At 52.3% G+C, this 22,097-nt stretch carries 17 protein-coding genes; 1 reads left to right on the top strand and 16 read right to left on the bottom strand.

The annotated features are described in order from the left end of the window. Positions 1–87: 87 nt before the first annotated feature. The 3 genes from D7Z26_RS19355 to D7Z26_RS19345 all read right to left on the bottom strand — a co-directional run bounded on the left by D7Z26_RS19355 (position 88) and on the right by D7Z26_RS19345 (position 3,585). A complete protein-coding gene (locus D7Z26_RS19355; protein ID WP_158602376.1) occupies positions 88–1,212 on the bottom strand; it encodes an ABC transporter substrate-binding protein in 1,125 nt (374 codons plus the stop codon). 172 nt (positions 1,213–1,384) lie between these two features. Further along, positions 1,385–2,098, bottom strand: coding sequence for a GntR family transcriptional regulator (locus D7Z26_RS19350; RefSeq protein ID WP_120978659.1), 714 nt, complete (start codon positions 2,096–2,098; stop codon positions 1,385–1,387). A gap of 167 nt (positions 2,099–2,265) precedes the next feature. Continuing rightward, positions 2,266–3,585: a family 43 glycosylhydrolase gene (locus D7Z26_RS19345; RefSeq protein ID WP_120978658.1), complete on the bottom strand. Its 1,320-nt coding sequence runs from the start codon at positions 3,583–3,585 to the stop codon at positions 2,266–2,268. A gap of 212 nt (positions 3,586–3,797) precedes the next feature. Here D7Z26_RS19345 and D7Z26_RS19340 point away from each other — a divergent pair, with 212 nt between their 5' ends. Next, positions 3,798–4,889, top strand: coding sequence for a M24 family metallopeptidase (locus D7Z26_RS19340; RefSeq protein ID WP_120978844.1), 1,092 nt, complete (start codon positions 3,798–3,800; stop codon positions 4,887–4,889). A gap of 379 nt (positions 4,890–5,268) precedes the next feature. On the opposite strand, the gene D7Z26_RS19335 is transcribed toward D7Z26_RS19340, so the two are convergent. The 13 genes from D7Z26_RS19335 to D7Z26_RS19275 form a co-directional block, all read right to left on the bottom strand. Further along, entirely contained in the window at positions 5,269–5,481 is a 213-nt protein-coding gene (locus D7Z26_RS19335; protein ID WP_120978657.1) for a cold-shock protein, read from the bottom strand. 91 nt (positions 5,482–5,572) lie between these two features. Further along, on the bottom strand, positions 5,573–5,773 hold the full coding sequence (locus D7Z26_RS19330; protein WP_120978656.1) for a cold-shock protein: 201 nt from the start codon (positions 5,771–5,773) through the stop codon (positions 5,573–5,575). A 236-nt stretch (positions 5,774–6,009) separates the two neighbouring features. Beyond that, entirely contained in the window at positions 6,010–6,891 is an 882-nt protein-coding gene (locus D7Z26_RS19325) for an ADP-ribosylglycohydrolase family protein (protein ID WP_199731740.1), read from the bottom strand. 19 nt (positions 6,892–6,910) lie between these two features. Continuing rightward, positions 6,911–7,684: an NUDIX domain-containing protein gene (locus D7Z26_RS19320; protein WP_120978655.1), complete on the bottom strand. Its 774-nt coding sequence runs from the start codon at positions 7,682–7,684 to the stop codon at positions 6,911–6,913. Positions 7,685–7,709: 25 nt separating this feature from the next. Beyond that, a complete protein-coding gene (locus D7Z26_RS19315; RefSeq protein ID WP_120978654.1) occupies positions 7,710–9,197 on the bottom strand; it encodes a nicotinate phosphoribosyltransferase in 1,488 nt (495 codons plus the stop codon). After that, entirely contained in the window at positions 9,187–10,008 is an 822-nt protein-coding gene (locus D7Z26_RS19310; RefSeq protein ID WP_120978653.1) for a ribose-phosphate diphosphokinase, read from the bottom strand. The genes D7Z26_RS19315 and D7Z26_RS19310 overlap by 11 nt, the downstream gene beginning before the upstream one ends. A gap of 182 nt (positions 10,009–10,190) precedes the next feature. Then, positions 10,191–11,384: a VWA domain-containing protein gene (locus tag D7Z26_RS19305; protein WP_120978652.1), complete on the bottom strand. Its 1,194-nt coding sequence runs from the start codon at positions 11,382–11,384 to the stop codon at positions 10,191–10,193. Between the two features lie 3 nt (positions 11,385–11,387). Then, positions 11,388–13,742: a DUF5682 family protein gene (locus tag D7Z26_RS19300; protein ID WP_120978651.1), complete on the bottom strand. Its 2,355-nt coding sequence runs from the start codon at positions 13,740–13,742 to the stop codon at positions 11,388–11,390. Then, positions 13,700–14,791: an ATP-binding protein gene (locus D7Z26_RS19295; RefSeq protein ID WP_120978650.1), complete on the bottom strand. Its 1,092-nt coding sequence runs from the start codon at positions 14,789–14,791 to the stop codon at positions 13,700–13,702. The genes D7Z26_RS19300 and D7Z26_RS19295 overlap by 43 nt, the downstream gene beginning before the upstream one ends. Next, entirely contained in the window at positions 14,767–16,560 is a 1,794-nt protein-coding gene (locus tag D7Z26_RS19290; RefSeq protein ID WP_120978649.1) for a HEAT repeat domain-containing protein, read from the bottom strand. The genes D7Z26_RS19295 and D7Z26_RS19290 overlap by 25 nt, the downstream gene beginning before the upstream one ends. 23 nt (positions 16,561–16,583) lie before the next feature. Continuing rightward, entirely contained in the window at positions 16,584–18,026 is a 1,443-nt protein-coding gene (locus D7Z26_RS19285) for an SWIM zinc finger family protein (protein WP_120978648.1), read from the bottom strand. Between the two features lie 232 nt (positions 18,027–18,258). Next, complete coding sequence (locus tag D7Z26_RS19280) at positions 18,259–19,485, bottom strand: RtcB family protein (protein ID WP_120978647.1); 1,227 nt, start codon at positions 19,483–19,485, stop codon at positions 18,259–18,261. Between the two features lie 24 nt (positions 19,486–19,509). After that, positions 19,510–22,095 carry a metallophosphoesterase gene (locus tag D7Z26_RS19275; protein WP_120978646.1) on the bottom strand — a complete coding sequence of 862 codons (2,586 nt, stop codon included), beginning with the start codon at positions 22,093–22,095 and terminating at the stop codon, positions 19,510–19,512. Between the last annotated feature and the right edge of the window lie 2 nt (positions 22,096–22,097).

Raw genomic sequence — 22,097 nt, 5'->3', positions numbered from 1 at the left:
AGGCACAGCGTTCCACACCTTTCAAGAGTAAACCGTACACCTCCCCCCGCGATTGCGCGCAAGAGGAGGTGCTTGAATTTATTTAGTTTATTTGGCGATGAGTTGCGTGAATTTCTCTACCGTCGCAGGTTTCATCTCGGCAGCTTTCGTTCTGTCATAAGCGACAAGATCCACGTCTTCGATCTTGACCATGCCTTCCGGCGGCGCTACGTCTTTACGAACGGAATAACGATTGGAGATTTGGGTATTCAGTTCCCCGATCTCTTTCGTCAACAACCAGTCTTCGAACTTCTTCGCATTCTCCGTGTTTCCGCCGCCCTTGATGATTCCGACCCCGCCGATTTCGAAGGCGGTTTGCTTCGGAATGATCACTTTGATCGGATAACCTTGTTTAGCGGACTTCACGATATCGTGCGCCCATGACATCCCGGCCACGAATTCGCCCGTAGCGGTAAGGTTAATTCCGTCGCCTGCCGCTTTCGTATAGTGATGGACGTTTTTGTTCAGGTTTTTCAGATAATCCCAGCCTTTTTCTTCCCCTAAGCGGAATAGTTGATCGGCAACGAAGATGTAACCGCCGCCTGCGGTAGCCGGATTGGAAGTAACGAACAGACCTTTATAGTTAGGATCGAGCAGATCGTCCCACGTCGTCGGCTCTTTAACGCCCTTAGGCGCAAGCTCTTTCTCGAATCGTTCCGTGTTGAGCACGATTCCGAGCACGCCCATGTACCAGCCTTGCCAGAAGCCGTTCGGATCATTGAATTGCGCATCCAGATCCTTGGCATTCGGGGAAACGTAATTTTCGAGGATACCCTCTTTGGCAAGAGGCTCGTAAAATTCAACCGATCCGCCTACGAAAATATCGGCTTGGGGGTTCGCTTTCTCGGCCTGTATGCGCGTACTGGTTTCGCCTGCGTTTCCTAACCGCAAGTATTCGATTTCAATGCCGGTATCTTCTTTGAATTTCTTCGAGAGCTGAATGATGTCGTCTTCGTTCAAAGCGGCGTACACGACTAGCTTCTTGGAGTCCGCCGAGGCCGATTCGGCCGGCTCCGAGCTTGCCGGTTCAGTCGCCGCGCTCGATGGGGACGGGCTTTCCGCAGGAGCGGAAGCTTCGTTCTTGTCTTTGCCGCACCCCGCTAACACCGTAACCGATAAAAGTAAAACCGCCATTACTGAGCTTGCGAGTCTGGAGCCCTTCTTCTTGAACATTGTAATCCTCCCGATCCATGAGTTTCTTTTTATGTAGAGGTTGTCTAGACATCCTCTGACTTCATTATCCGGGCCAACTGTCATCGTCGTATCACGCAAATGTAAAACGCCGATTAAATAGCAAACCGCCCTTCTTAGAAATAAGTAGGGCGGTTAACATTCCGTATGGGGGTTAGCGTTCGCGGCGAACCCAGAATTTGAACACGTCGTTGCGAAAGTAATCGTAGGAGAAGAGAATCGGCACCCGCTCCTCGTCGTAATGCGTTTGTTTTAAGAGGATCACCGTGGCCTCGGGCTTCACCTGAAGCTTGCGGCCGTTCGCGTCGGACGCTGGCGGCACGATTAACTCGGTATTGGCGGCCACGATGCGAATGCCGCACTCGTCTTCGAGAAACTTCATAAGAGAGCCTTGCAAGTTCGACCTCTGGAATGCATCCCCGATCAACGAATTCGGCATAATATTGAGATTAAAGGAAACGGGTTCTCCGTCGGCCATGCGGATCCGTTCGATAACCGTAACGGGATCTCCGGGATTTATCTGCAAGAACTCTGCCCATTCCTCTTCGCATGGACCTACTCGGATAGACTCGTGACGTTCTCCCTCCTGCAAGGAGGCCGAATTGATCATCTCCGAGGTAGAGCTCAGATGATCGATACTGCTCGGGATCGAAGCCAAAGGACGAACGACGAAACGTCCGATTCCGCTACGAACCCTCAGCTTGCCTTCCCGCTCCATCTGCTTAACGGCTGCCCGGAACGTCTCTCTGCTTACGTTGAATTGGCGCGCCATCTCCGGCTCGGACGGCAGCATGGAGCCGATCGGCAGCTCGCCCGTCCGGATTTGCCGTTCAAGCTCTTCCTTGATGATCAAATAGTTGTGCTTCATTATTCGGCTTCCATTCATTTGTTAATAGGATGTCTAGACAGTGTTATCATATCGTTTAATTGTTAACGCGGGTTCAAGTATGATCGCGTTTATTGTAAAGTCCGGAACGGATAAGCAAGATGTAAAAAAAGGCCCCGCGGTTTGATTATCCGGAGGGACCTTACTCGTTAATCCGCGAACGGGCTTACCGTAATACTTTCCAGGTTTACGGAGCCATTACCTCCCGTCAACCGGATAACGTTGCCGCACCCCGGCTTTAACCGTACGGTGATGCTGGCGCGGCCGGACAACTCCGTCTCTCCGCCGCTCGAAAGGACGTTAAGCAAAGAAAGATCCTCTCCGTTGACCGTCAGATGTAACTTCGCCCATCGCTCCGCCGTCGCATAGCGAATGTAGAGCGCGGTTCTGCCGCCTTGGCCTCCGTCGACTTGATCGAACTGGACGAAAGCATCTGCTTCGGTCACGTTTACGAAGCTTTTACCCTGCCCGATCGTACCCGACCGAGCTCCTCCGCCCATAATCGCGTCTACCGCTAAGTAAGTAATATCATCCGGATTGGGAGTCGGGGCAGGTGCTACCGGCCGGACGCCTTCTGTCGTTTGCGCGACGGTCCGAATCGTTCCGTCCTCGTTAAAGAACAGTTCGTCGATGCAAACGCTTCTTAAGTTGCCTTGGTCGGAGATCGCTTGGTTATGGTAGAACATATACCATTTCCCCTTGAATTCCGCCACGGAACCATGGGAAGTGGAGCAACCCGTCGGCTCCAGGAAGATGCCGCGATACGTCCACGGTCCAAGCGGATTCGAGCTGGTCGCATACCTCATGCGGTTCAGGTTATCCAGATTGTCCGAATAGGTCAGGTAGTACAGACCGTTGCGCTTGAACACCCATGCGGCCTCATGGAAATCCTCCAATCCTACCATGTCGCGCATCTCTCCCTTGAGGGAGATCATGTCCTCGTTCAACTCTCCGCCCGCGCATCTGCTTCCCCCGCCGTAATACATATACGCTCGACCGTCATCGTCCACCAGAACGCACGGATCGATCATGGCGAATCCGCCTAGTCCTTCGATGTAACCCTGATCGGTAAAGTCGCTCGCAGGCTTGCTGCTTGTCGCGACTCCCATTTTCCAAGTATCGTTCCAGGCCGACTCGCTTGGGTGTGGATAATAGAAATAATAAGTTCCGTTCTTGAACGCGGCGTCCGGAGCCCACATGAAGCCGCCTTCCGGCCTGCCCCAAGCCACGTCGTCCGAGCGCAGGATCTCGCCCTCGTCGACCCAATTTACCATGTCCTCGGAGGAATACACATGATACCTGTCCATCAGATCGCAGCCTCTTGCCGGATCCATGTCGTGGGACGCGTAAATATATACCTTGCCGTCTTCCCATGCGTGGGCGGACGGATCGGCCGTGAAAATCGTCGTAATCGCGGGGTTCTGGGAAGTCTTCTTGATAAAATCCGCCGGAATGCCTTTATTGCTCATGAATGGAATCCTCCTACTACAATCGAAATGGATGAATGCTTCCTTCAGCATACCCCGACGCTTCCGCGACTCGCCATGAGACGATATTAAATAATCTAGGCGATTAAAATACTCAATTGGAAGCTAGATAAGGACCTCCCATAGACTGCGTAGCTGGATACTCGACGACGGATTAAGTAAAATAAAGAGGAAAGGCGGTCGAAGATATGACTATGAATTCACGAATGCGCAAACTCTTTGCTTACATGGACAATAACGATTTAGATGCGATGCTGATCACTTCGCCGAAGCATGTCTACTATTTGACCGGCTTCGCAACCGAACCTCACGAAAGATTCCTCGGTTTATTGTTGCCTCGGGGAGCGGAAGCCCTGTTACTCGTGCCGGCGCTCGACTTCGAAGCCGCGCAGGCGGCATCGACGGTCACGAACATCCATACGCACTCCGACACGGATAATGCCTATGAAATTCTGAGCAAGCTGGTACCTGCGGGGGTCCGAAAGCTTGGAGTGGAAAAAGACGATCTCACCGTCCACCGCTTCGAGGCGATTAGTACGGCGGTCGGTGCTCAGGCTTACGCCGATATCGGGCTACCGCTTCGCGAGATGCGCGCGATCAAGACGCCGGACGAGGTCGCGCGAATGAAGCATGCCGTTCGCATCGTCGAGGACGTGCTGCGCGCCGGCGTGTCCAAAGTGAAGCCCGGCGTCACGGAAATCGAGTTGGTCGCGGAGTTGGAATATCAGATGAAGAAACTCGGCGCGCAGGGGCCTTCGTTCGATACGATGGTATTGACCGGCGTCAAGTCGGCCCTTCCTCACGGTCACCCGGATAATTCGGTCGTGCGCGAGGGGGAATTGCTCTTGTTCGATCTGGGCGTATATGCGGATGGCTACGCCTCTGACATTACCCGGACGTTCGCCGTGGGCGAGATTTCGGACGAGACGAAGCGAATTTACGGAGCGGTTCTTGAGGGGAATCTCAAGGCGATCGAGGCCATCCGCCCGGGCGTTACGTTCGGCAGTCTAGACCGCGCCGCGCGCGAGTCGATCGAATCCGCGGGTTACGGCCCCTACTTCAATCATCGGCTCGGGCATGGCCTAGGAATGGACATTCACGAGTATCCGTCCATCCATGGACGGAACGAGGATCTCTTGCTTGCGGGCATGGTGTTTACCGTCGAGCCGGGCATCTATGTCCCGGGCGTTGGCGGCGTCCGCATCGAGGACGACGTGCTCGTCACGCCGGACGGGGTCGAAGTGCTCACTTCGTATCCGAAAAGGCTGACGGTTATCGGCAGCTAGTCCATAGGAATACAGGTGCTGAAGCCTCTTTTGCTCAACTAAGGAAAACAAAATGTAGGATATGCAGGTTCCATGGTACAAAAAAGGCTCCCATCCTCATTGTCTTCGCAGACGAGAAGGGTTGGGAGCCTTTATTTATGCCTCTACCTATTCATTCACCGAAGAGGAAAGTCCTTATTCAAGGTTCAGCCCAGGAGGGGCTATGGTGCGAAGGAACGTGGGTGTGTCGTCGAATCCGAGGAAGTTCCATAGGTCAATCGGGCAAGCAATGAGCGCAGCAAAAAACCGCAACCTCGCGCGGCTGCGGTTGTGCATGGTGATGGCTAGGGGAATCTTACCCCTATCCAAGGACAACGCCACGAAAGCGGCGCATCGAAAATTATCTCTTGAGCTGGTTGGGGCTTGTATTAACGACCGCGGCCAGCATTCTCTCGCTCTTGATCATATTGGATTGACATTGGGGGCAAACGGGAACCATGGAGAAAACGAAGTTATCCCGCATCCATCCCTTGCAGTTCTCGTCCGAACAAGACCAGATTACGGTTAATTCCATCGGTACGTCTTCCAATGGTTTTTTTCGCGAATTGTACATGTGCATCCCACTTTCTATCCCGATTTGATTGAAGCGAAGCTATAGAAAATGCCCCAAACCGTAAGTTCGGGGCATGTTGCTCTAAAAAATATTAGAGTTTTACGACATTCTCGGCTTGTGGTCCGCGATTGCCTTGCACGATATTAAATTCAACGCGTTGGCCTTCGTCCAAAGATTTGTAGCCGTCGCCGACGATTGCGCTGAAATGTACGAATACGTCGTTGCCGCCTTCTACTTCGATAAATCCAAAGCCTTTGTCCGCGTTAAACCATTTCACTGTTCCTGTTTCCATGAATAATGACCACCTTAATCTAATTTACATGACATTCTTATTCTTTTAAGAAATAAAAATTCACATATCGTACAAGGTTATTAATTAAAGAATAACCCTCTACGTTATGTGAATTCAGTAGGTCGGCATCTCAATAAATTCATTATAACACACTTCGGAAGAAATAGATATTTACAGTAGTTGCAAATATCTGGACAAGTGCGGAATTATTTGAGATGCACCTACCGAACTTCAAATTACCCGTTTCTTAAGGTTATTATACCCGTAATCGCGGCGTCCAATCGATCTTTAACGATAATTTTGTCGGCATAGGACGCTGGAATACCCTCGTAGCCGTAATATACGCCTGCCAATCCTCCTGCTATTGCTCCGATCGTATCCGAGTCCCCGCCTAGATTGGCTGCTCTCTGCACAACATCCGCAAATGAATTCGAGGTAATTAGTATATGCAATACCCAGCGGAAAGTATGCACGACAAATCCGCTCGGGTCGCATTTCGGTTCTTCATGAACGATAGTCTCGTACTCCGTACCTTTGATTTCGCTTTCGATCGCTTCGACAAGGCCTACATTATGGTTCAAGATACGAAATGCGATCCGATTATAAATTTCGCACGCTTGATCGCAACGTTCGTCATAATGAGTCATTCTCGATTGCATCCGGGACACTCTCAGCACGTCGTTAAGATTGGAGTAGCAAAGAGCGGCCGGAAGGCAGCGCATTAACGAGCCGTTGCCGGCGCTTTGTCCGATATCGAGGTCGGCAAGCAACGCGGCCTCGAACCAATTTCCCTCATAAGTACTGAGCACGTGCATGATAATGTTCCCGACATCTTTGGGTTTGGAGCGAAACCATTGCAGAAACCGTTCCCCGATCGGATTCATGGGTTCCTTCGGATTTTCAAGAATCCCTTCCGCAACGCATAGCGTCATCATCGTATCATCCGTTACTTCGCCGGGCTCCAGTCGCCAAACACCGCCCCCAATAATCTCCGTGAGGTAACCATGTTTGCTTGCAATCTCTCGTTGGGACATAAATTCCGTCGTACCGCCCAATGCGTCCCCGACTGCTACGCCATATATTCCGCCTTTGATGCGGTTCATCAAGTCCACTAGCATTCCCCCCGCTCCCAAGCTCTTACCCGTATATTGATAACTCCGGCAAGTAGTCAGTAAACCGATAAAGTTGTGCTGGCCGCTGAGAATACCGGTTCGACGACATCGGCTTCCCGTTATGATCGAGGACTTCCTCCAATATTCCTTTACGGCTTTGAGTCGATGTCACTTTCCGGATAAAGTTTTTCTCCTCGAACGCTGGTACGACCGTCCGGATGACTTGGTAAAGTTCGCTTATCGTAAAATGTTCGGGAAGGAACTCTTTCGCGATCGTAGTCGTCAGCATTTTGCGACGCACCTGATCTAACGCCTCCTGCACGATGGTTCGGTGATCGAATGCCAATTCCGTCGACAACGCCTCTTCTACCGGGAATAGTCTGACTTCCGACGCTTCGTCCGATGTCGTGCGCGTAGCCAGATACGTCTCCTGAACGAGCGCGAAAAACGCATGCGAGATCATCCAGCCGCGCGGATCGCGGCCGCGGGAGCTGTATACGTTGAAATACTCCAGGTGAACTTCGGACACTCCCGTTTCTTCGGCCAACTCCCGCCGCGCGCAATCCTGTACCGTTTCCGTTTCCCGCGTGAATCCTCCGGGCAAAGCCCACTTCCCTTCGAAAGGCCACTTCTCGCGTTTGATCAGCATAACCTGAAGCTCGCGAACCGGAAGCGACTTTTGGGCGCCTTTCTTTTCCATGGACGTGATAGTGAATACCACGATATCGGTCGGTGCCCCGTCGGGCGTGCGGAATTGATCCGCCCTATAATTGCTTGAATTTTCTAATTGGTCGCTCATCATGATTCTCCCGTTACTCGTTTTGTTACAGGTTTCCCAACAACTCGCCGCGGATATCGCTCAAGGTATGATCTCGAACCATGATCCCGTCTACGAAAACGTCCTCAAGCAAATCCGTATCGGTAGCCTGAGCGAATTGTTCCATGCTGAGATTGTCGACGTACTCCATCTTGCCGTCTTTGACGACGACCCGAACCAAGCCGGTCTGCGATTTCTTGAACTGGTTGCTGTCCGTTTTGGGATCTTTGTAGATTTTGCGTTCTTCCCCGTTCACGATCGTAAAGGTCGACTTCAACGCGAACCCGAACGTATCGCGGGTGTTGTACTGGTACGTAAACGAGCCGATTCCGTACACCATATTCGTCGAAGCGAATCCTTTGGCCGCCAACCTCTCGCAAATCTCTCGGCAACGGTCCACCGTAATGGCATCGCCGTAGATCGCCCCGATGTGGCTATCGAGCTGCTTGTAGCCGCGCTCGGTAACCGTTCCGCCGAAAATATCCCACAAAATCTCGATGACTCCCATTCGCTCGAACTCGTTCTCCGATTCCGGATCGCCGCAGATAATTAGGACAGGATCGCCACTATCAGGTCTAATGACCACTTTTCCGTCGCGGCTCAGAATGTCTTCTTTTAGTCCGCGGATAACGACATCGAGCACGCTCCACAAATCCCACGTATCCGATACGATCGACACGAATCCGGTCGGATACACTTCTGTGATCAAGTACCGGTACGACGCCATTTCATCCCGGCCATGCGCGCACATGACGCTGTGCTCCGTCGCGGGAATCGACGTGCCGACCAATTCTTTGGCGATATCGGCGTTATAATGGTCTTCCAGATAGAGAATCGCAGGGATCGTATCCGTTCCCGTGAACGATAGCAAATGTCCGGCCCCGCTGCTCTTGGCCGCTTCCAACGAACTCATGCCGCGCATCGAGAAATCATGTCCTTGGAACGGGACGATCGAGACGTCGCCATTCGTCTTACGGGCGTACTCTTCGAGGATTTTGCGATATTCGTACGCCAACGTGGCGCTAGTCGCAGGCATCCATAGCTGGCAAGACATAAGCGTCTCAAGATAATTCGTCAGCCAGAAAAATTCGGGTTTCGTGTTCTCGATCGTCAGCATAGGCACTTTGATAGGGACTAGCGCGCCTTCCTTAATAGCCTTAATCTTGATCGGCAAATAACCCAAATCATGCAATTCCTCGATATGGGACGCATCCGGTTCGGCCGTTCCAAGGGCATACTGGATCACCCGTTTATATTCGCCAGCCACTTCCTCTTTCGTTCTTCCGAAGAAATGCTCGTTAAAATACTGAATCAAATACTCTTTAATGAAAGCCTGAAAGCCGAAAGCAACGACTTTATCGATATTGGCGATCCTGCTCGTGCGTGCCGTCCAAGTCGAATAAACGAGTTCTGTCCCTTTCGGATACTGGTTTTTGTGGCTTACTTTATAGAAATCGCATAGTAGCGTAGCCGGATATATGAATTTATTCGTCATGTTGCATTCCTCCGATTTTATAAATATGGATTTTGGGGGTGTCCGTTTCATCTAGCAGAGTGTCCGTCGTGAAAACCCGATCCAATATTTTCGATTGCGGGATTTTACCTTGGAAAATCGATTTCTCGCAATGCCCCACCAGAAGGTAGATTTCCGATGCTCCGATTTCCTTCAATCGTTCCGCGCTCAACAGAAAAGTCCCGCCATAGGAGCACAAATCGTCCACGATAATCGCTTTGAAGCCCGGTTTATCGACGCTTCCGACGACGTCCAGCTTACGGATCTCACCGGTTTGGAAATCCCGCACCTTGAAGCCGACTAACTGCTTATACCCTTTAACCTTGCTATAGCGCTTCTGAGCTCCCGCATCCGGGAAGAACAAGTAGTCCTCTGCCGGGTTAAAGCCCGTTTCCCGGATGACCCGATCGAGCAACTCTATCGAGAGATACTTCGCGCTGCTTCGATCGACGAGAGCCATCGTAACGTCCGAATGGGGTTCGATTACCGTTACGCGGTCGAAATTCATGCCATTTATAAAATTCGCGACGTACTTCAGGGTGAAGACTGACGATCCTTCCACGCGATCCATTCGGCTATAAGGCATGTAATAGACGATGAGAGAGGCTTTGTGCCGATGATCGGCTAAAAAGTTCTTCACGAATAAAAGTTTGATCAAATCGCCGTCGTTCTCGTATTTGAATTCGACGGTGTTATTGTCGCTTGCATACTCTAGAATTTGCTCCCCGTTCACCAGCGTTTCTCCGTTGGGGAACGTTTTGAACTCCAATTGTTCTCCGTTTAAGATGATCACGCTCTCACGCTCCTCGCTTCACTATGTCTAACGCTAACCTTTATCGGATAGAAATCCATTCGATCGCCTTGGTGGGAATTAATTTTATATTGTCATTTGTATATTATCATAATGACAATTATAAAAACTGTCAAGGGCGAATGACCGTGAATTTATCATCCATGGCCATCCGCCCTTATTAACTACGTTTTTAATCGATCCGCCAACGCTTGCAAATCCATCCCTTTCAGAGCGCCTTCAATTAGTTCAGGGAGCCGATCGGGCGAACATCCGAAGCACGGAATTCCCAGATTCGCGAGCTTCTTGGCAACATTCTCGTCATACGAGGGCACCCCCTCGTCGGATAAGGCAAGCAAACAAAGCGTCTTGACTCCGGCTTGCTTCATCTCGCCAAGACGACGAATCATTTCGGCCTGATTGCCGCCTTCGTACAAGTCGGAGACGAGAATGAATAGCGTTTTGTTCGGCTCCGCGACGAATTGCTCGCAGTAGGAGATCGACTTATTGATGTCCGTCCCGCCTCCGAGTTGAATGCCGAACAACATATCCACGGGATCGTTGGCACACGTCTCGCTTAAATCGACGACTTCCGTGTCGAATACGACCACCTTGGTATCCAAGGCGGGCATACTCGCGAATATCGATCCGACGATGGACGCATATATGACGGAGCCGGCCATCGAACCGCTTTGATCGATATCCAGAATGACAGTCCACTCTTTGCTCCTTCGGACCCGGTCGAAGAAATAGACTTTGTCCGGAATAAGCAAACCTCTGTCCCTGTCATAGTTTTTTAAGTTCCGACGAATCGTCGTCTTCCAATCCAAGCCGCTTGCCGATGGAAGAGGAGAATGTTGCCGCCGGTTAAGCGCTCCGGTCACCGCGCGACGCAGCTCCTGCTCCATGCGTTTGAGAATTTCATCGACGACGGCGCGAACGAGCTGTCGCGCCATTTCTTTGGCTTTCTCCGGAATTTGCCCTCGTAACGACATAAGCGTAGCGACCATATGAATATCCGGCTTCACTTGGGATAGTAGCTCCGGCTCGAAGAGCAGTTGCTTTAATCCCTTGCGCTCGATCGCATCCGCCTGAATCACGGACACGATGTCCGTCGGGAACAGCGATCTTACGTCGCCTAACCACTTCGCAAGGCGGGGAGACGACTTACCTAAACCGGCAGTACGTGCTCCCGCCGCGCCTTGAAGAGAAGATTCGAAGGTCTCGTCGTAAATGGCCGCAAGCGCGGCATCCATCGCGGCATCCTCATCCTCCAACAAAGGGCCATTATCGGCGGTCATCGATGACAGACTCTCTTCCGCGGCAGCTCCCAATATCATCCGCCAGCGCTTTAATTTCATCAGATCGATATCGTTCATGGGCTACAGGTCTCCGAAATCAAAATCGTTAAGCTCATCCAGCTTTTCCTTCTCCTCTTCGGTCAGCGGCCGCTGCAGCATCATGCTTGCATCTTCCGCCCCCGCTCCCCATAGTTCCCCCAACATGTCGGAGACATTCGCCTTCTCTCTCGGCTCGAATACCGCGAAGGCGCGTCGCAAATAGACGAGAGATCTGCGGAACTGCTCATCCTCGAGCGATCCGATGTATCCGTCCAGTTGTTCCCATAGCGTAGCCCTGGATAATAAAGCGTATCGGTTACGCATCGACAATCCTTCGAACCAACCTGCCCCCAAATCCGCAGGAATACCTGGAGACAGTCGTCTGGAAACCTCGCTCTCGATTTGCTCTGCCGAGTACTCATCGCGATCCAGCAAAATAGCAAAGCTGAACCCGGAAAGCTTCGGATTGCGATCATCCCTTGAGGCGAGCTGGCGCAACTCGCGTATCCATAAGGATTCGTTCACTTCGTTATAATGCTCCTGCGCTACGGCGTGCATCATCTGGATCGCGGATACGACGGATGAGGCCGCATCATGGTTGCAATTCGCCGCTTCGTTCAACGACAACGCGCCTCGAAGAAAGAGCTGCCGAAGCAACGGAAGAAGCGACTTCGTCTCGTGCCTGCGAATCGAACTGAAACGAATAAGCACAGATAATTCGAATGCCGCCGACGCAATCTGCTCGAAATTCCCCGTGTCGACGGCCAAGGATTGCAACATTCTTTGCGCTTCGCTCATTGCGTCCAGTAGCCTGCACAGGCAAGCGTCTCGAATCAACTTAGCGGCTTTTACGATGTCCTCGCAGGACTGCAACCGTTCATGAATGACATAAGCCGCCGCTATCTCTATCGTTTCGCCCTTGAGCGTAGATTCCACGGCGCGGATCTCCGTCTCCGGCGTCCATTGCATCGCCCAATGCTCCGCCCAGGTAGCGGCATCCTGTCTGACCGGCAACTTACGGGCGAAACCGACGTCCAGCAATTCCAGTCGATGCAGTAGGACGGATCGATGCAAATCCAGATAAGCGGCTTCCTCCGACTGGACGCGTCTGTTTTCCCTTAAGTCGAGCTCTAAGCTTTGGGCGACGGGAGATTTGTACTTCTCCATCTTTAATCTTCGAAGCTCCCGATTCAAATCATCTTGAATCGGAGTTTGACTTACCCCTTCGGGCAACCGGCCGATTGACGTACCGATGTCTATGCGGGCGAGCGCGTCGGCAATTACGGATACCTCGCCTCCCCCCAAACAGACGACGGCAGCGTCATGAAGGTCTTTCCAGGTCGGTTGTTTTCCTTTTTTCATAGCGGCTAGCGCTTCGGCCATCCTCACGCCTTCGATAACGGAAGCCGTCGAACGATACGTACCTTTATCGCGCATAGAGGCGGCTAACTTGGACATGTATATCTTGGGCAATTCCTGCAATCGACCGTTTTGGAGGCACTCCCAGAATAGCTGAAAGTACGCGGGAGTCCGATTGCCCGCTCCATAACCGGAACGGGAGGAGAGCTTATAGTAGGTGTAGGGCATTAAGGTTAGCCTTGTCGAAGAAGTCGGCAGAACGGCAAACTCTTCGTCCGTCATAGCCTGCCTTTCTCCGATAAGCGCCGAGACGTGGAAGGCTCCGGTCACGACGACGATTCGGGAGGGAGCATGACCCGCCGCGATCGTATCCTTAATTCTTTTTCTCATGTAGGCTTCGCGAATTTCATTGTATGCGGCCTCTTGCGGACGATAAACGATCTCGTCCCTTTCGGTCAGTTCCCGCATTTGGTTTGATAGTTCGACGATTGCCGTCCGGTAAGCATTCGGATTGCCGTTATGCTCGAAATAACGTTCCCAATAAGCTTCATAATCGGGTTCGTCCGCAATCTCGGCAATTCGCTCGTATAGCCCGTTTTGATCATTCAGGAAGGATACGCGCTCTTCTTCGGACTCTCCTGCATCTTCTACCGATTTGAGTTCGTGCAAGGCCAAAGCGCTTCCCGAAGGCAAATCCATGAATTCGCACGAAGCCCCATGCCGGGTCGCCCACAAAAAGGCTTGGTATTCGGGAGAGTACTCGGCCAACGGGTACAGAAGAGTACGGACGGGAAGGTCCTCCGTATACGCAAGCAGCGCGATAGGAGGCACAACGCCCTTCGAAGCCATCTGGACGATGAGCGCGCTCGCGTCGCTTGGTCCTTCCACGAGAACGGCGGTTGGTTGCGCCTCGTTCAAGAAAGCCGTCAGGTGATGGGCGCCGTTTGGCGACAGATGCCGGACTCCGAATATCCGAACCCCCTCCGTTAAGCCTTTCAACCGTTCATGTCCCGGCAAGCGTTGTAGAGGCTCCGCCATTCCGATCCCCGCTTCTTCATGACATTATCCAAATACTCCTTCCAGACGATTCGATCCTTCTCCTCATCCTTAACGATAGCTCCTTGAAGTCCCGCCGCCAGGTCTTCTTCCGTCAGTTTGCCGCTTCCGAAGCTGCCCGCGAGCGCCATGCTGCCCGTCAGCAGAGAAATCGCTTCCGCGGTCGAAATGACGCCGGAGGGCGGCTTAATCTTTTCTTTATTATCTAAAGTCGCACCGCTCCGAAGCTCGCGGAAGATGGTCACGACTTGGCGAACCGCCTCTTCCTCCGGGAGGGAAGCTTTCAATTCGTAGCTTGCCGCGATCTCGGCTACCCGCCTCTTAACGATATCTACTTCCGTCTCAACGTCCGATGGAGAAGGAAGAATAATGATGTTAAACCTTCTCTTCAGAGCCGCGGACATCTCGTTGACGCCCCTGTCCCGGGTATTCGCGGTAGCTATGATGGAAAATCCCTTGGCTGCGGCAATCTCGCTTCCCAACTCGGGGATCGCTATCGTCTTCTCCGATAGAATGGAGATGAGAGCATCTTGAACTTCGGATGCGCAACGGGAAATCTCTTCGAATCTCGAAATCCCTCCCGTCTCCATCGCCCTGTAGATCGGGCTTTTGATCAGCGCTTGTTCCGATGGTCCTTGGGCTAACAGCATCGCGTAGTTCCAAGCATAGCGGACATGTTCCTCGCTCGTGCCTGCCGTCCCCTGAATGACTTTGGAAGAATCGCCATTGATGGCCGCGGTCAAGTTCTCCGACAGCCAGGATTTGGCGGTTCCCGGTTCGCCGATCAAAAGCAGCGCCCGGTCGGTAAGAAGTGTCGCGATCGCCATTTCGACCAGCCGACGATTGCCGATATACTTCGGCGTTATTACCGTTCCTCCGGCCTTACCTCCCGTTATAAAAGTAAGAACCGCCCGGGGGGATAATTGCCAGCCGTTAGGCTTCGAATCCTTGTCGGAAGCTTTCAATGCTTCCAATTCGTTCGCGTACAACCGTTCCGAGGGGAGTCTCAGAACATTTTGCTTCTCATCCATTGGACCCATCCTTTCTGGTCTTCCTGCAACTCTATCGGCTTCGTTCGAATAAAATCGGCGACTTCCCGAAGTTGTCTGCGCATGCTATCGGATCGAATTTCCTCTACCGCGAACCGTTCCAGCCACTCCGAGTAGGATCCCGGAAGCATTTTCAGCAATAAAACATGCGGCTCGTATAAGTAATAATAGGAATTGTAAGCTTCCGGAGTAATCGTTCTCGCGAGCAATTCCGGCGCTTCTTTGTAACCGATGCGGAATAAAGCGAGAAAGGCATGAATCGCGGGATCGTTACCGTATCCGAACCTTCCTTCGCATTTGCTTTTCAGATAATTTACCGTTTGTCTATCCGGCTTATAGGCGAGCCTGGACACGAGTTCCGCTTCATCCATCTTCATAAATAAGTTCAGCCATCGCGGGTCCATCGCAAGAGAATCCGATTGCCCCTCATCCGTCAGCCTTGCATAGACGGTCGGAATGAAATGATGCAACGTCCCGAGAAGAAGTTTGGCCGCAGCCTTGTTGTTTCCCGTAAAGTAATCGACGAATTGCTCGTACGCCTCTTCCGGCGGCAGACTTTGCAAAGCGGCAATAAAGCTATAGTCGAGAAGCTTATTCTTATGCATATCTTTGAGGGAAACAGCGAAAGCCTGAGCTTCGGGAACGTGCAGGCCGACCAGAAGCTGAGCGGCGGTATCAAGAAGCCGCGAATTATTCGAACCGACAAATGCCTTGTCGGATAGAAGCGATCGGAGCAATTCGAATATCCCTTCGGTACGATGACCGCGCAAAGCTTCCAAGGAGGTCAGCAACTGCTCTATCGTTTCTTCATCTTTCGATGTCTGCTTCAATTTATCGAATACGATCGCGGCGTATTGAATAACCCGAATGATGAGGCTTTCGTCGCGACTTTGCGCGATCGGTTCTATGGCGATCTGTCTGTCTTTCGAGATCAAGGCTTCGTACATTCGGTCGGAAGCTTTCGGCGTTCCGATTCGCGTCAATGCCAATAAAGCCGCCCGGCGCACCTCTTTACGCCGATCATCGGCTTGCTCAAGCAGAAACTGCTCTTGAATCGGATAATCTCCCAGCAGTTCGATGGCAGTCGTGCGGACCTCTTGGGATCCGGATTTGGCAGCCTCTAAGTAAAGCATCATGTCCGATTGGCCTTGAAGGCTGTGAATGAGCCTAAGCCTTCTGGAATCTCCCTTTCCTCCGTCCAACCTTAACCGCTCCTTGAGTACGGGAAGCGCAGCTTTGCCGTAAAGCGGAATAACTCTCGACTCCAAGAAGTCGGAAATTTCGGCAAAGCTCTCATCCAGGGAATTCACGGCGGGAATCAGTAACCTATAATCCAAGAAGAGTCCATCTTCATGGGCTTGCCGGATGATTTCGAGCCGACCTTGGCCTTTCTCGGTCAGCGCGTCCAATACCGGACTTAACTTTCGATACGATATTGCGGAGTTCTTGAAATTCGAAGCACCCTGAAGTGGAACCTGCACCCCGTTAGTCTCGGTTTGTCCTTGCGTGTATAAAATCGACTGCAGCAACGTAGCCAGCTCGAGCAGTTTCGCGGACGGGTTCTCCGCCTTGGGGTTCGTCGTCTGCTCCACGGCCTGCGCTACCCGGGCGAATACCGGAGCCGACTCCCCCATCTTCCGTAGAGAGGGTTGCAGCCTCTCAAGCCGCATATCTCCTTGAGCCAGCTTGCCTCCCGCAATGAATAACCTGCGCACTTCCTGATTCAATTCATATAACAGCTCAATGCTCATCCGAATGTCTCCCCGTGCAAGATTTAGTACATCAATCGAATAACGCCTTGCGACGAAACGATGCTTAGCGGCTGAGCCGTTAACCGATTGGTCTCGAAATCATGCCGAAACATCACTAGCATCGCCCCATTCCGCAAATCGTTTTGCGTTAGCAGCGACAGAAGCTGCGTCGTGGCATGGCCTAAACGAGGGATGTCCACAAGCGGAATTTGTTTGTTCTGCTCGTCCACCAACGCATATTGTCCATCGATGCGCAAGACTTCGCGATAGGCCACGAGCATTACGGGGTTCTTGTCGGACAACGGGTTCTTGATCTGATTCTTCACGATCTTCACGACATCGGCGTAAGAGCGGCGAGCCTGGTCTTGCGCTCTGCGGAAGTCTTCCGGAAGCGGCTCGCGGAACGACGCTTCTTCCCAACGAACCCTCGTATTCAACTCCCCGGGATACACGAACAGCTCTTTGGACCGAACGACCTGGAAAAAGGAATCCTCTTCCCGTATGTGCTTCGCCGCACGGTAAGGCCGATACGTTCGGGTTACGTGAATATGCCCGGAGCTCAGCTGGATCCAATGCCCCTCATCTACGAATTCCGCCCTCGACGGTTCCGCATAGGAGCGGAAAGAGAGCTGCAATAATTCGGCATCGCGTTCGGTTAAACCGTATTCCCGAAGCTCGGCTAACTGCCAGGCATGACCGATTCGTTCCTCGAGCGCGGTTCCCGTTTCCATAGGTACTTCCTCGAGATTATCCATGCGGGATTTCAAATAGTCTCGGCTCTTCTTCACGAGCGAATAAATCGCGATCAGATGCGGAATAACTCCGGTATACATCGTCTCCCGTTCCTGGTCGGCGTTCAGCTCCAGAAGCAACGCGAAGAAGGAAGCTTGAATACCGGGAATATAGTAGTTGCCTAATTGTTGGGCTTGATCGCCAAGCGTCTGGGCCGTTTTCTTGTCGGCGGCTCCGAGGCCGGATTGCACTAACCCGGCAAGCAGCTTATCCGCGAGTTCGATGCCTTCTAGTTGAGCCGCGATTTTCTTGACGAGCGCTGATTTATTCGTTTGGCGTTTGCGAGGCTGATCCGATGCTTGCGCGCTTGCGTCTTTCTTTTTCTCTTCCCGCTTCTCGGCTTTTCCCCTCTTATCGACGATATCCTGGGGAATGGCCGCCGGAGCGAACGGTTTGCCCAAGACGTAAGCATACATGAGACCGAGCAAATGCTTGCACGGAAACTGTCGGCTCGGACAAGAGCATCGGAAAGTCGGACTTTCCGGCTTAAGGAAATCCACCGAGCATCGGTAGGGTTCGCTTCCGCTTCCTTTGCACTCGCCGAACAGAAGCGTATCGTCTTCCGAACGGCATAACAGGGGGAAGCTGTTCTTCTTGACTAAATCTCGGCCGTTCTTGATCGCGCCTGCATTCAACGCAACGCTATCCACGTAGGCTTCGGTTAATGTAATCATGCAATCCCTCGCTGAAAGAAGAGTTGGACGGAGAAACCGTCGTAGGTATGCGATTCTCCAGGTAATCGTCAAGTTTCCATCTTTTTACTAGAGTAGGTATTCGTCAAATATCAAAAAAACACCTTCCTCTTTTACAAGAAGAAGGCGTGAGGATATCGGTTCAATGGACTAACGATATTAAAGGTCGCATAGCTGTATGCCCTGCGAATTGTCGATTGCTTTCCATCTATTCTTAGTCCTTATAAGGATCGAACTCATCCGCCCCGGCCATGCACACTCCGATAGGCTTCAACACGTTCAGAACCTCTATCGTCTCGGAATGGGCATCGAGCACGCCTTGAAGCTTGCGGTACACGAACGGACTTTCATCCGTCCCCGCCCCGCGAAGTTCGACTCCGAAATCGCGAACGGCCTGAGCCATTTGTTCCTTAGAAATCTGACCTCCGGAGCGCTCGCGGGTTTTCCAATTCATCTTGCCGGCGGCTTGCGTACGGCTCATGACGCGTCCCGCCCCATGAACCGTGCTATAGAACGACTCGCGGTTCTCGTCCGTATCTTTGCCTCTTACGATAACCGAGATATCGCCCATGCTGCCCCCGATGAATCCGATTTGGCCAGGTGCCGAAGGCGTCGCTCCTTTACGGACGACGATCGTGTCCTTCCCGCCGTGAGATTCTCTCCATGCGTAGTTGTGATGATTATGAACCTCGAATTCCGATTCGGCTCCGATAATCGTCAACACTTGCTCGATTACGTAGTTCCTTCCCGCGTAAGCGTAGCGTCCGGCTAGCCTCATTGCCCGGTAATACATGTCCCCTAGCTCGCTATCCAAATCCAACAATACGGGCGGCTGGTCCATCTTTTCTCCCGGAGCGTTAGCTAAGAAGTCCCTGCCTGCGGCAAGATTAAGGAATCCGCTTGCCGTTTTATGGCCAAATCCCCGGCTTCCGAAATGGTTGCCGATCCATAATCGACCGGTCCCCGTCTCTTCGAACAAGTCCACGTAGTGGTTGCCGCTGCCGACCGTCCCCAGTTGGTCTCTGGCCAATGCCTTCAGCTTATCGTGTTCTTGTCGCCCAACCGATGCATAGACGCTCCAGTCCGGATCGTCGAACAACTCATGATCCACCTTCTCGCTGTTGACCCGTCCCACGCCAAAAGAAACTTTGCGCGCAATCCGATCCATGATTTCAGGCAGCCGCGACTTCATATCCGCCGCGAGCAGGTTCGTTCGAACCGCTTTATTCCCGCATCCGATATCGTAGCCTACTCCCGAAGGGGAGATTTGCCCGTCATAAACCATAACTCCGCCGATCGGTTGGCTGTAGCCCTTGTGATGATCGGCCATGAGCAGCGCTTGAACGACATTGCCGTGTTCCGCGCAGGTTTTGGCTTGGGACATCGCGCCCGGATCAGGATTGCCCCAGACGCGTACCCCATCTATGGTTTGATATGCCATATTCGTTATGCTCCTTATCCCATTCTACAACCGCGGATCGATCTCTTTCTCCTTGGCGACCTCGAACAGCAGGTTCGCCGCGATCTGCCGATAAGCTTCGTTGTCCGGCGTAATATCCTGCAACTTAATAGAAAGCATTTGTTGGCCAAGCCGGTACTCGTTCGCGGAAGTCCGCAGCTTAGAAATGATGCTCTTTTGTTTCATCAACTTGCCGTACTTGCGGGGGAACCGATAATCGTACCCGTAAATAATCGACAGGTAGCCGGAATTGCGAACCTTCAGATAAGGGACCGCGCTAGGGTGTTCCAGCTCCGGCTTAATAACGATGCCCTCCATGTGGTTCTCCACCGTAAGTCTAGAGAAGTAACGTTCCGCCAGCGAATAGGCATCCGGCTCCCGCAGATCGAGAGATAAATACTCGTCGTCCGAGAGGAAACGATAGATGTCCGAGGTTCGGCCTTCCGGCAAACGCTCTTCTCCGCTCTCGAGCACTTCTTTCAAGATGGCGAAGGGCTTATACTCCAATTCCGCATCCCCTGCGTAAATCTCCAATTGCCTAGCGTATACGCGATAGGCCTCATCATGGCCTTGCAACGGTACATAAGCTTCCCGGATCTCCCGAACGTGTTTATAGTTCTGGTACAGATGGTTGCCGTATTTGTCGCCGAGCGCCGCCTTCGTCAGGTGGTGCTGGTCTTTCTCGAAGCCGCTGGCCTCGTAATCCTGGACAAGCTTTCCTAGAGCATCCTCGAACCCATTCTGCCGCAGAAAATCGATTTCGGTCTCGAGCGCCTTCCCGATCGGCCGAAACTGCCGTTCGATGAGCCCGTCTCCGAGCGCTTTCCACGGTAACAACTCTCCGTCCAGAATCAGTACGGCTATTCCTTGATCGTCCATGTACGTCCCGAATTTCCGAAGCAGCTTCTCGTACACCGGAGCCAAGTCGACGGACTTGATCTTATAGCCGTTACGGCTGACCGAATAGCATTGGTCGGCCTCTCGGGACAAATACACGCTGCAACGTGATCCCATATATTTGGGTTGCAGCACGACCTCCGTTATGCCGCGGTCGGCGAAGTAATCGAGCCCTTTGCTCAACGATTCCAATTGTCCGGCCGCCGGGTCTTTGTCCGCCGGAGACATCGTCCCGGAGATGAAGTTGATCCGATTGCGAGAGCTGTATTTCAGTCTCCGAACCGAATCGTCGTCAAGCTCCTGCAGCGATACTTTTCTCGCTTCGCGGAACAAAACCGGCAACTCCTCTTGAACCGCCGCAGTTTGCGACTTATGGCTCTTAAAGAAAGGCTTGAACGAAATACGGACCGAGGTCAACGCATTGCCGTGCGCGCTGCCCGTGTCGAGATGGATTTTGTTCTTGATCCGGAACGCTTGTTTAGCCGCGACGTGCCCGAACAGATGGTAAGGGTGATTGCCGACCGCCTCCTGCTTGAGGAATTCCAATTGCTCTTCGATCGGAGCCTCGCGGTCTAGCCGGAAGCTGCGCATACGTCGAGTCGAATTCGTATCCAACTTGCCGATATACTTATCGCGGCAAGGCGCATGCGTGACATAGAACGACGGTCCATGAACGCCGACGAAACGGTAGAACGGTTGAGATAGTTCGACCAGACTTGCGAACTTCTCGAACAGCGCCGTATCGTCCGCCAGAGTCTGCGTAGAATCGAAATAAGTCCGAAGCAGCTCCGGATCCGCCCCTTGAATTTCCCCCTTTAAGTACTTATAGACGAAGTTCTCATGATTGCCGAGTACAAACAGAAAATACTCCTTATTCTCGTACAGGAAATCGATGATTCCGCGCGTCTGTTTTCCTTTATCGATCCAGTCTCCAACCAGTACAACCTTCGTGTCCCGCACCTTGTCCGTCGGGATTAGCCTTCCTTCTTCTATCCGGAAGCCATGATCTCGCAGCAGTCCCTGCAGCTCCGCAACGCACTCGTGCACGTCGCCAACCACGATGTGATCCTGATTCTGCGGGAGAACCGCCGACAAGTAGTCCCCCCAATCTTCTACCGTTACGCGGTAGTCCGGATTCGGCATACCATCGGCCGGGCGGTAGAAATCCTTGGCCCGGACTTTATGAATCTTGCCGTAGCCCTCCCGGGACAGCACCGGCAATACGTCTTTCCTCAACCGGTTCAGATGGTTCGAGATCAGCTTCTTCGACCGTTCCGAAGAGTAGTAATCTTCCCGCTTACGGTAATCGAACAAAATGACCTCCAGGTTATAGTTGTTCTCCTGGGCGATCTCGCGAACTTTGCCGCGAAAATCCTCCGCCAATCCAATCGTATCTACGACGACGAATTCGGCATTGATCGGAAAAGAAGTGACAAGCCGGATTCTCTCAAAAAGCAATTGGAAGGTGAGCGAGCTGGCTTCCATCATTGCTTGATCGTACTTATCGTAATCATAACCCAGCAGCTCCTGGCGCATTCCATCCGAGGAGACATATTGAACGTTGGTTCTCAAAGCCCTGGATGCGTCCTCCATTTTCAACTGAGGAATAAGCACTTCCTTGGCAAAAGTAGATTTGCCGCATTCCGTCGCTCCCACGAGCAGAAATATCGTATGCAGTCTCGTTACGATCTCCATGG

Origin of the sequence: Cohnella endophytica (genome assembly GCF_003628305.1) — a bacterium.
GTDB lineage: Bacteria > Bacillota > Bacilli > Paenibacillales > Paenibacillaceae > Cohnella > Cohnella endophytica.
The sequence above is the reverse complement of the archived record's forward strand: the minus strand, read 5'-3'. Positions and strand labels throughout refer to the sequence as shown.

Coding starts and splice junctions, on each gene's coding strand:
- D7Z26_RS19355 (WP_158602376.1), bottom strand. CDS start 1,212: ATGTTCAAGAAGAAGGGCTCCAGACTCGCAAGCTCAGTAATGGCGGTT.
- D7Z26_RS19335 (WP_120978657.1), bottom strand. CDS start 5,481: ATGTACAATTCGCGAAAAAAACCATTGGAAGACGTACCGATGGAATTA.
- D7Z26_RS19325 (WP_199731740.1), bottom strand. CDS start 6,891: ATGCTAGTGGACTTGATGAACCGCATCAAAGGCGGAATATATGGCGTA.
- D7Z26_RS19280 (WP_120978647.1), bottom strand. CDS start 19,485: ATGGCATATCAAACCATAGATGGGGTACGCGTCTGGGGCAATCCTGAT.
- D7Z26_RS19285 (WP_120978648.1), bottom strand. CDS start 18,026: ATGATTACATTAACCGAAGCCTACGTGGATAGCGTTGCGTTGAATGCA.
- D7Z26_RS19300 (WP_120978651.1), bottom strand. CDS start 13,742: ATGGCGGAGCCTCTACAACGCTTGCCGGGACATGAACGGTTGAAAGGC.
- D7Z26_RS19305 (WP_120978652.1), bottom strand. CDS start 11,384: ATGAACGATATCGATCTGATGAAATTAAAGCGCTGGCGGATGATATTG.
- D7Z26_RS19275 (WP_120978646.1), bottom strand. CDS start 22,095: ATGGAGATCGTAACGAGACTGCATACGATATTTCTGCTCGTGGGAGCG.
- D7Z26_RS19315 (WP_120978654.1), bottom strand. CDS start 9,197: ATGACGAATAAATTCATATATCCGGCTACGCTACTATGCGATTTCTAT.
- D7Z26_RS19290 (WP_120978649.1), bottom strand. CDS start 16,560: ATGAGCATTGAGCTGTTATATGAATTGAATCAGGAAGTGCGCAGGTTA.
- D7Z26_RS19330 (WP_120978656.1), bottom strand. CDS start 5,773: ATGGAAACAGGAACAGTGAAATGGTTTAACGCGGACAAAGGCTTTGGA.
- D7Z26_RS19345 (WP_120978658.1), bottom strand. CDS start 3,585: ATGAGCAATAAAGGCATTCCGGCGGATTTTATCAAGAAGACTTCCCAG.
- D7Z26_RS19340 (WP_120978844.1), top strand. CDS start 3,798: ATGAATTCACGAATGCGCAAACTCTTTGCTTACATGGACAATAACGAT.
- D7Z26_RS19320 (WP_120978655.1), bottom strand. CDS start 7,684: ATGAGCGACCAATTAGAAAATTCAAGCAATTATAGGGCGGATCAATTC.
- D7Z26_RS19295 (WP_120978650.1), bottom strand. CDS start 14,791: ATGGATGAGAAGCAAAATGTTCTGAGACTCCCCTCGGAACGGTTGTAC.
- D7Z26_RS19350 (WP_120978659.1), bottom strand. CDS start 2,098: ATGAAGCACAACTATTTGATCATCAAGGAAGAGCTTGAACGGCAAATC.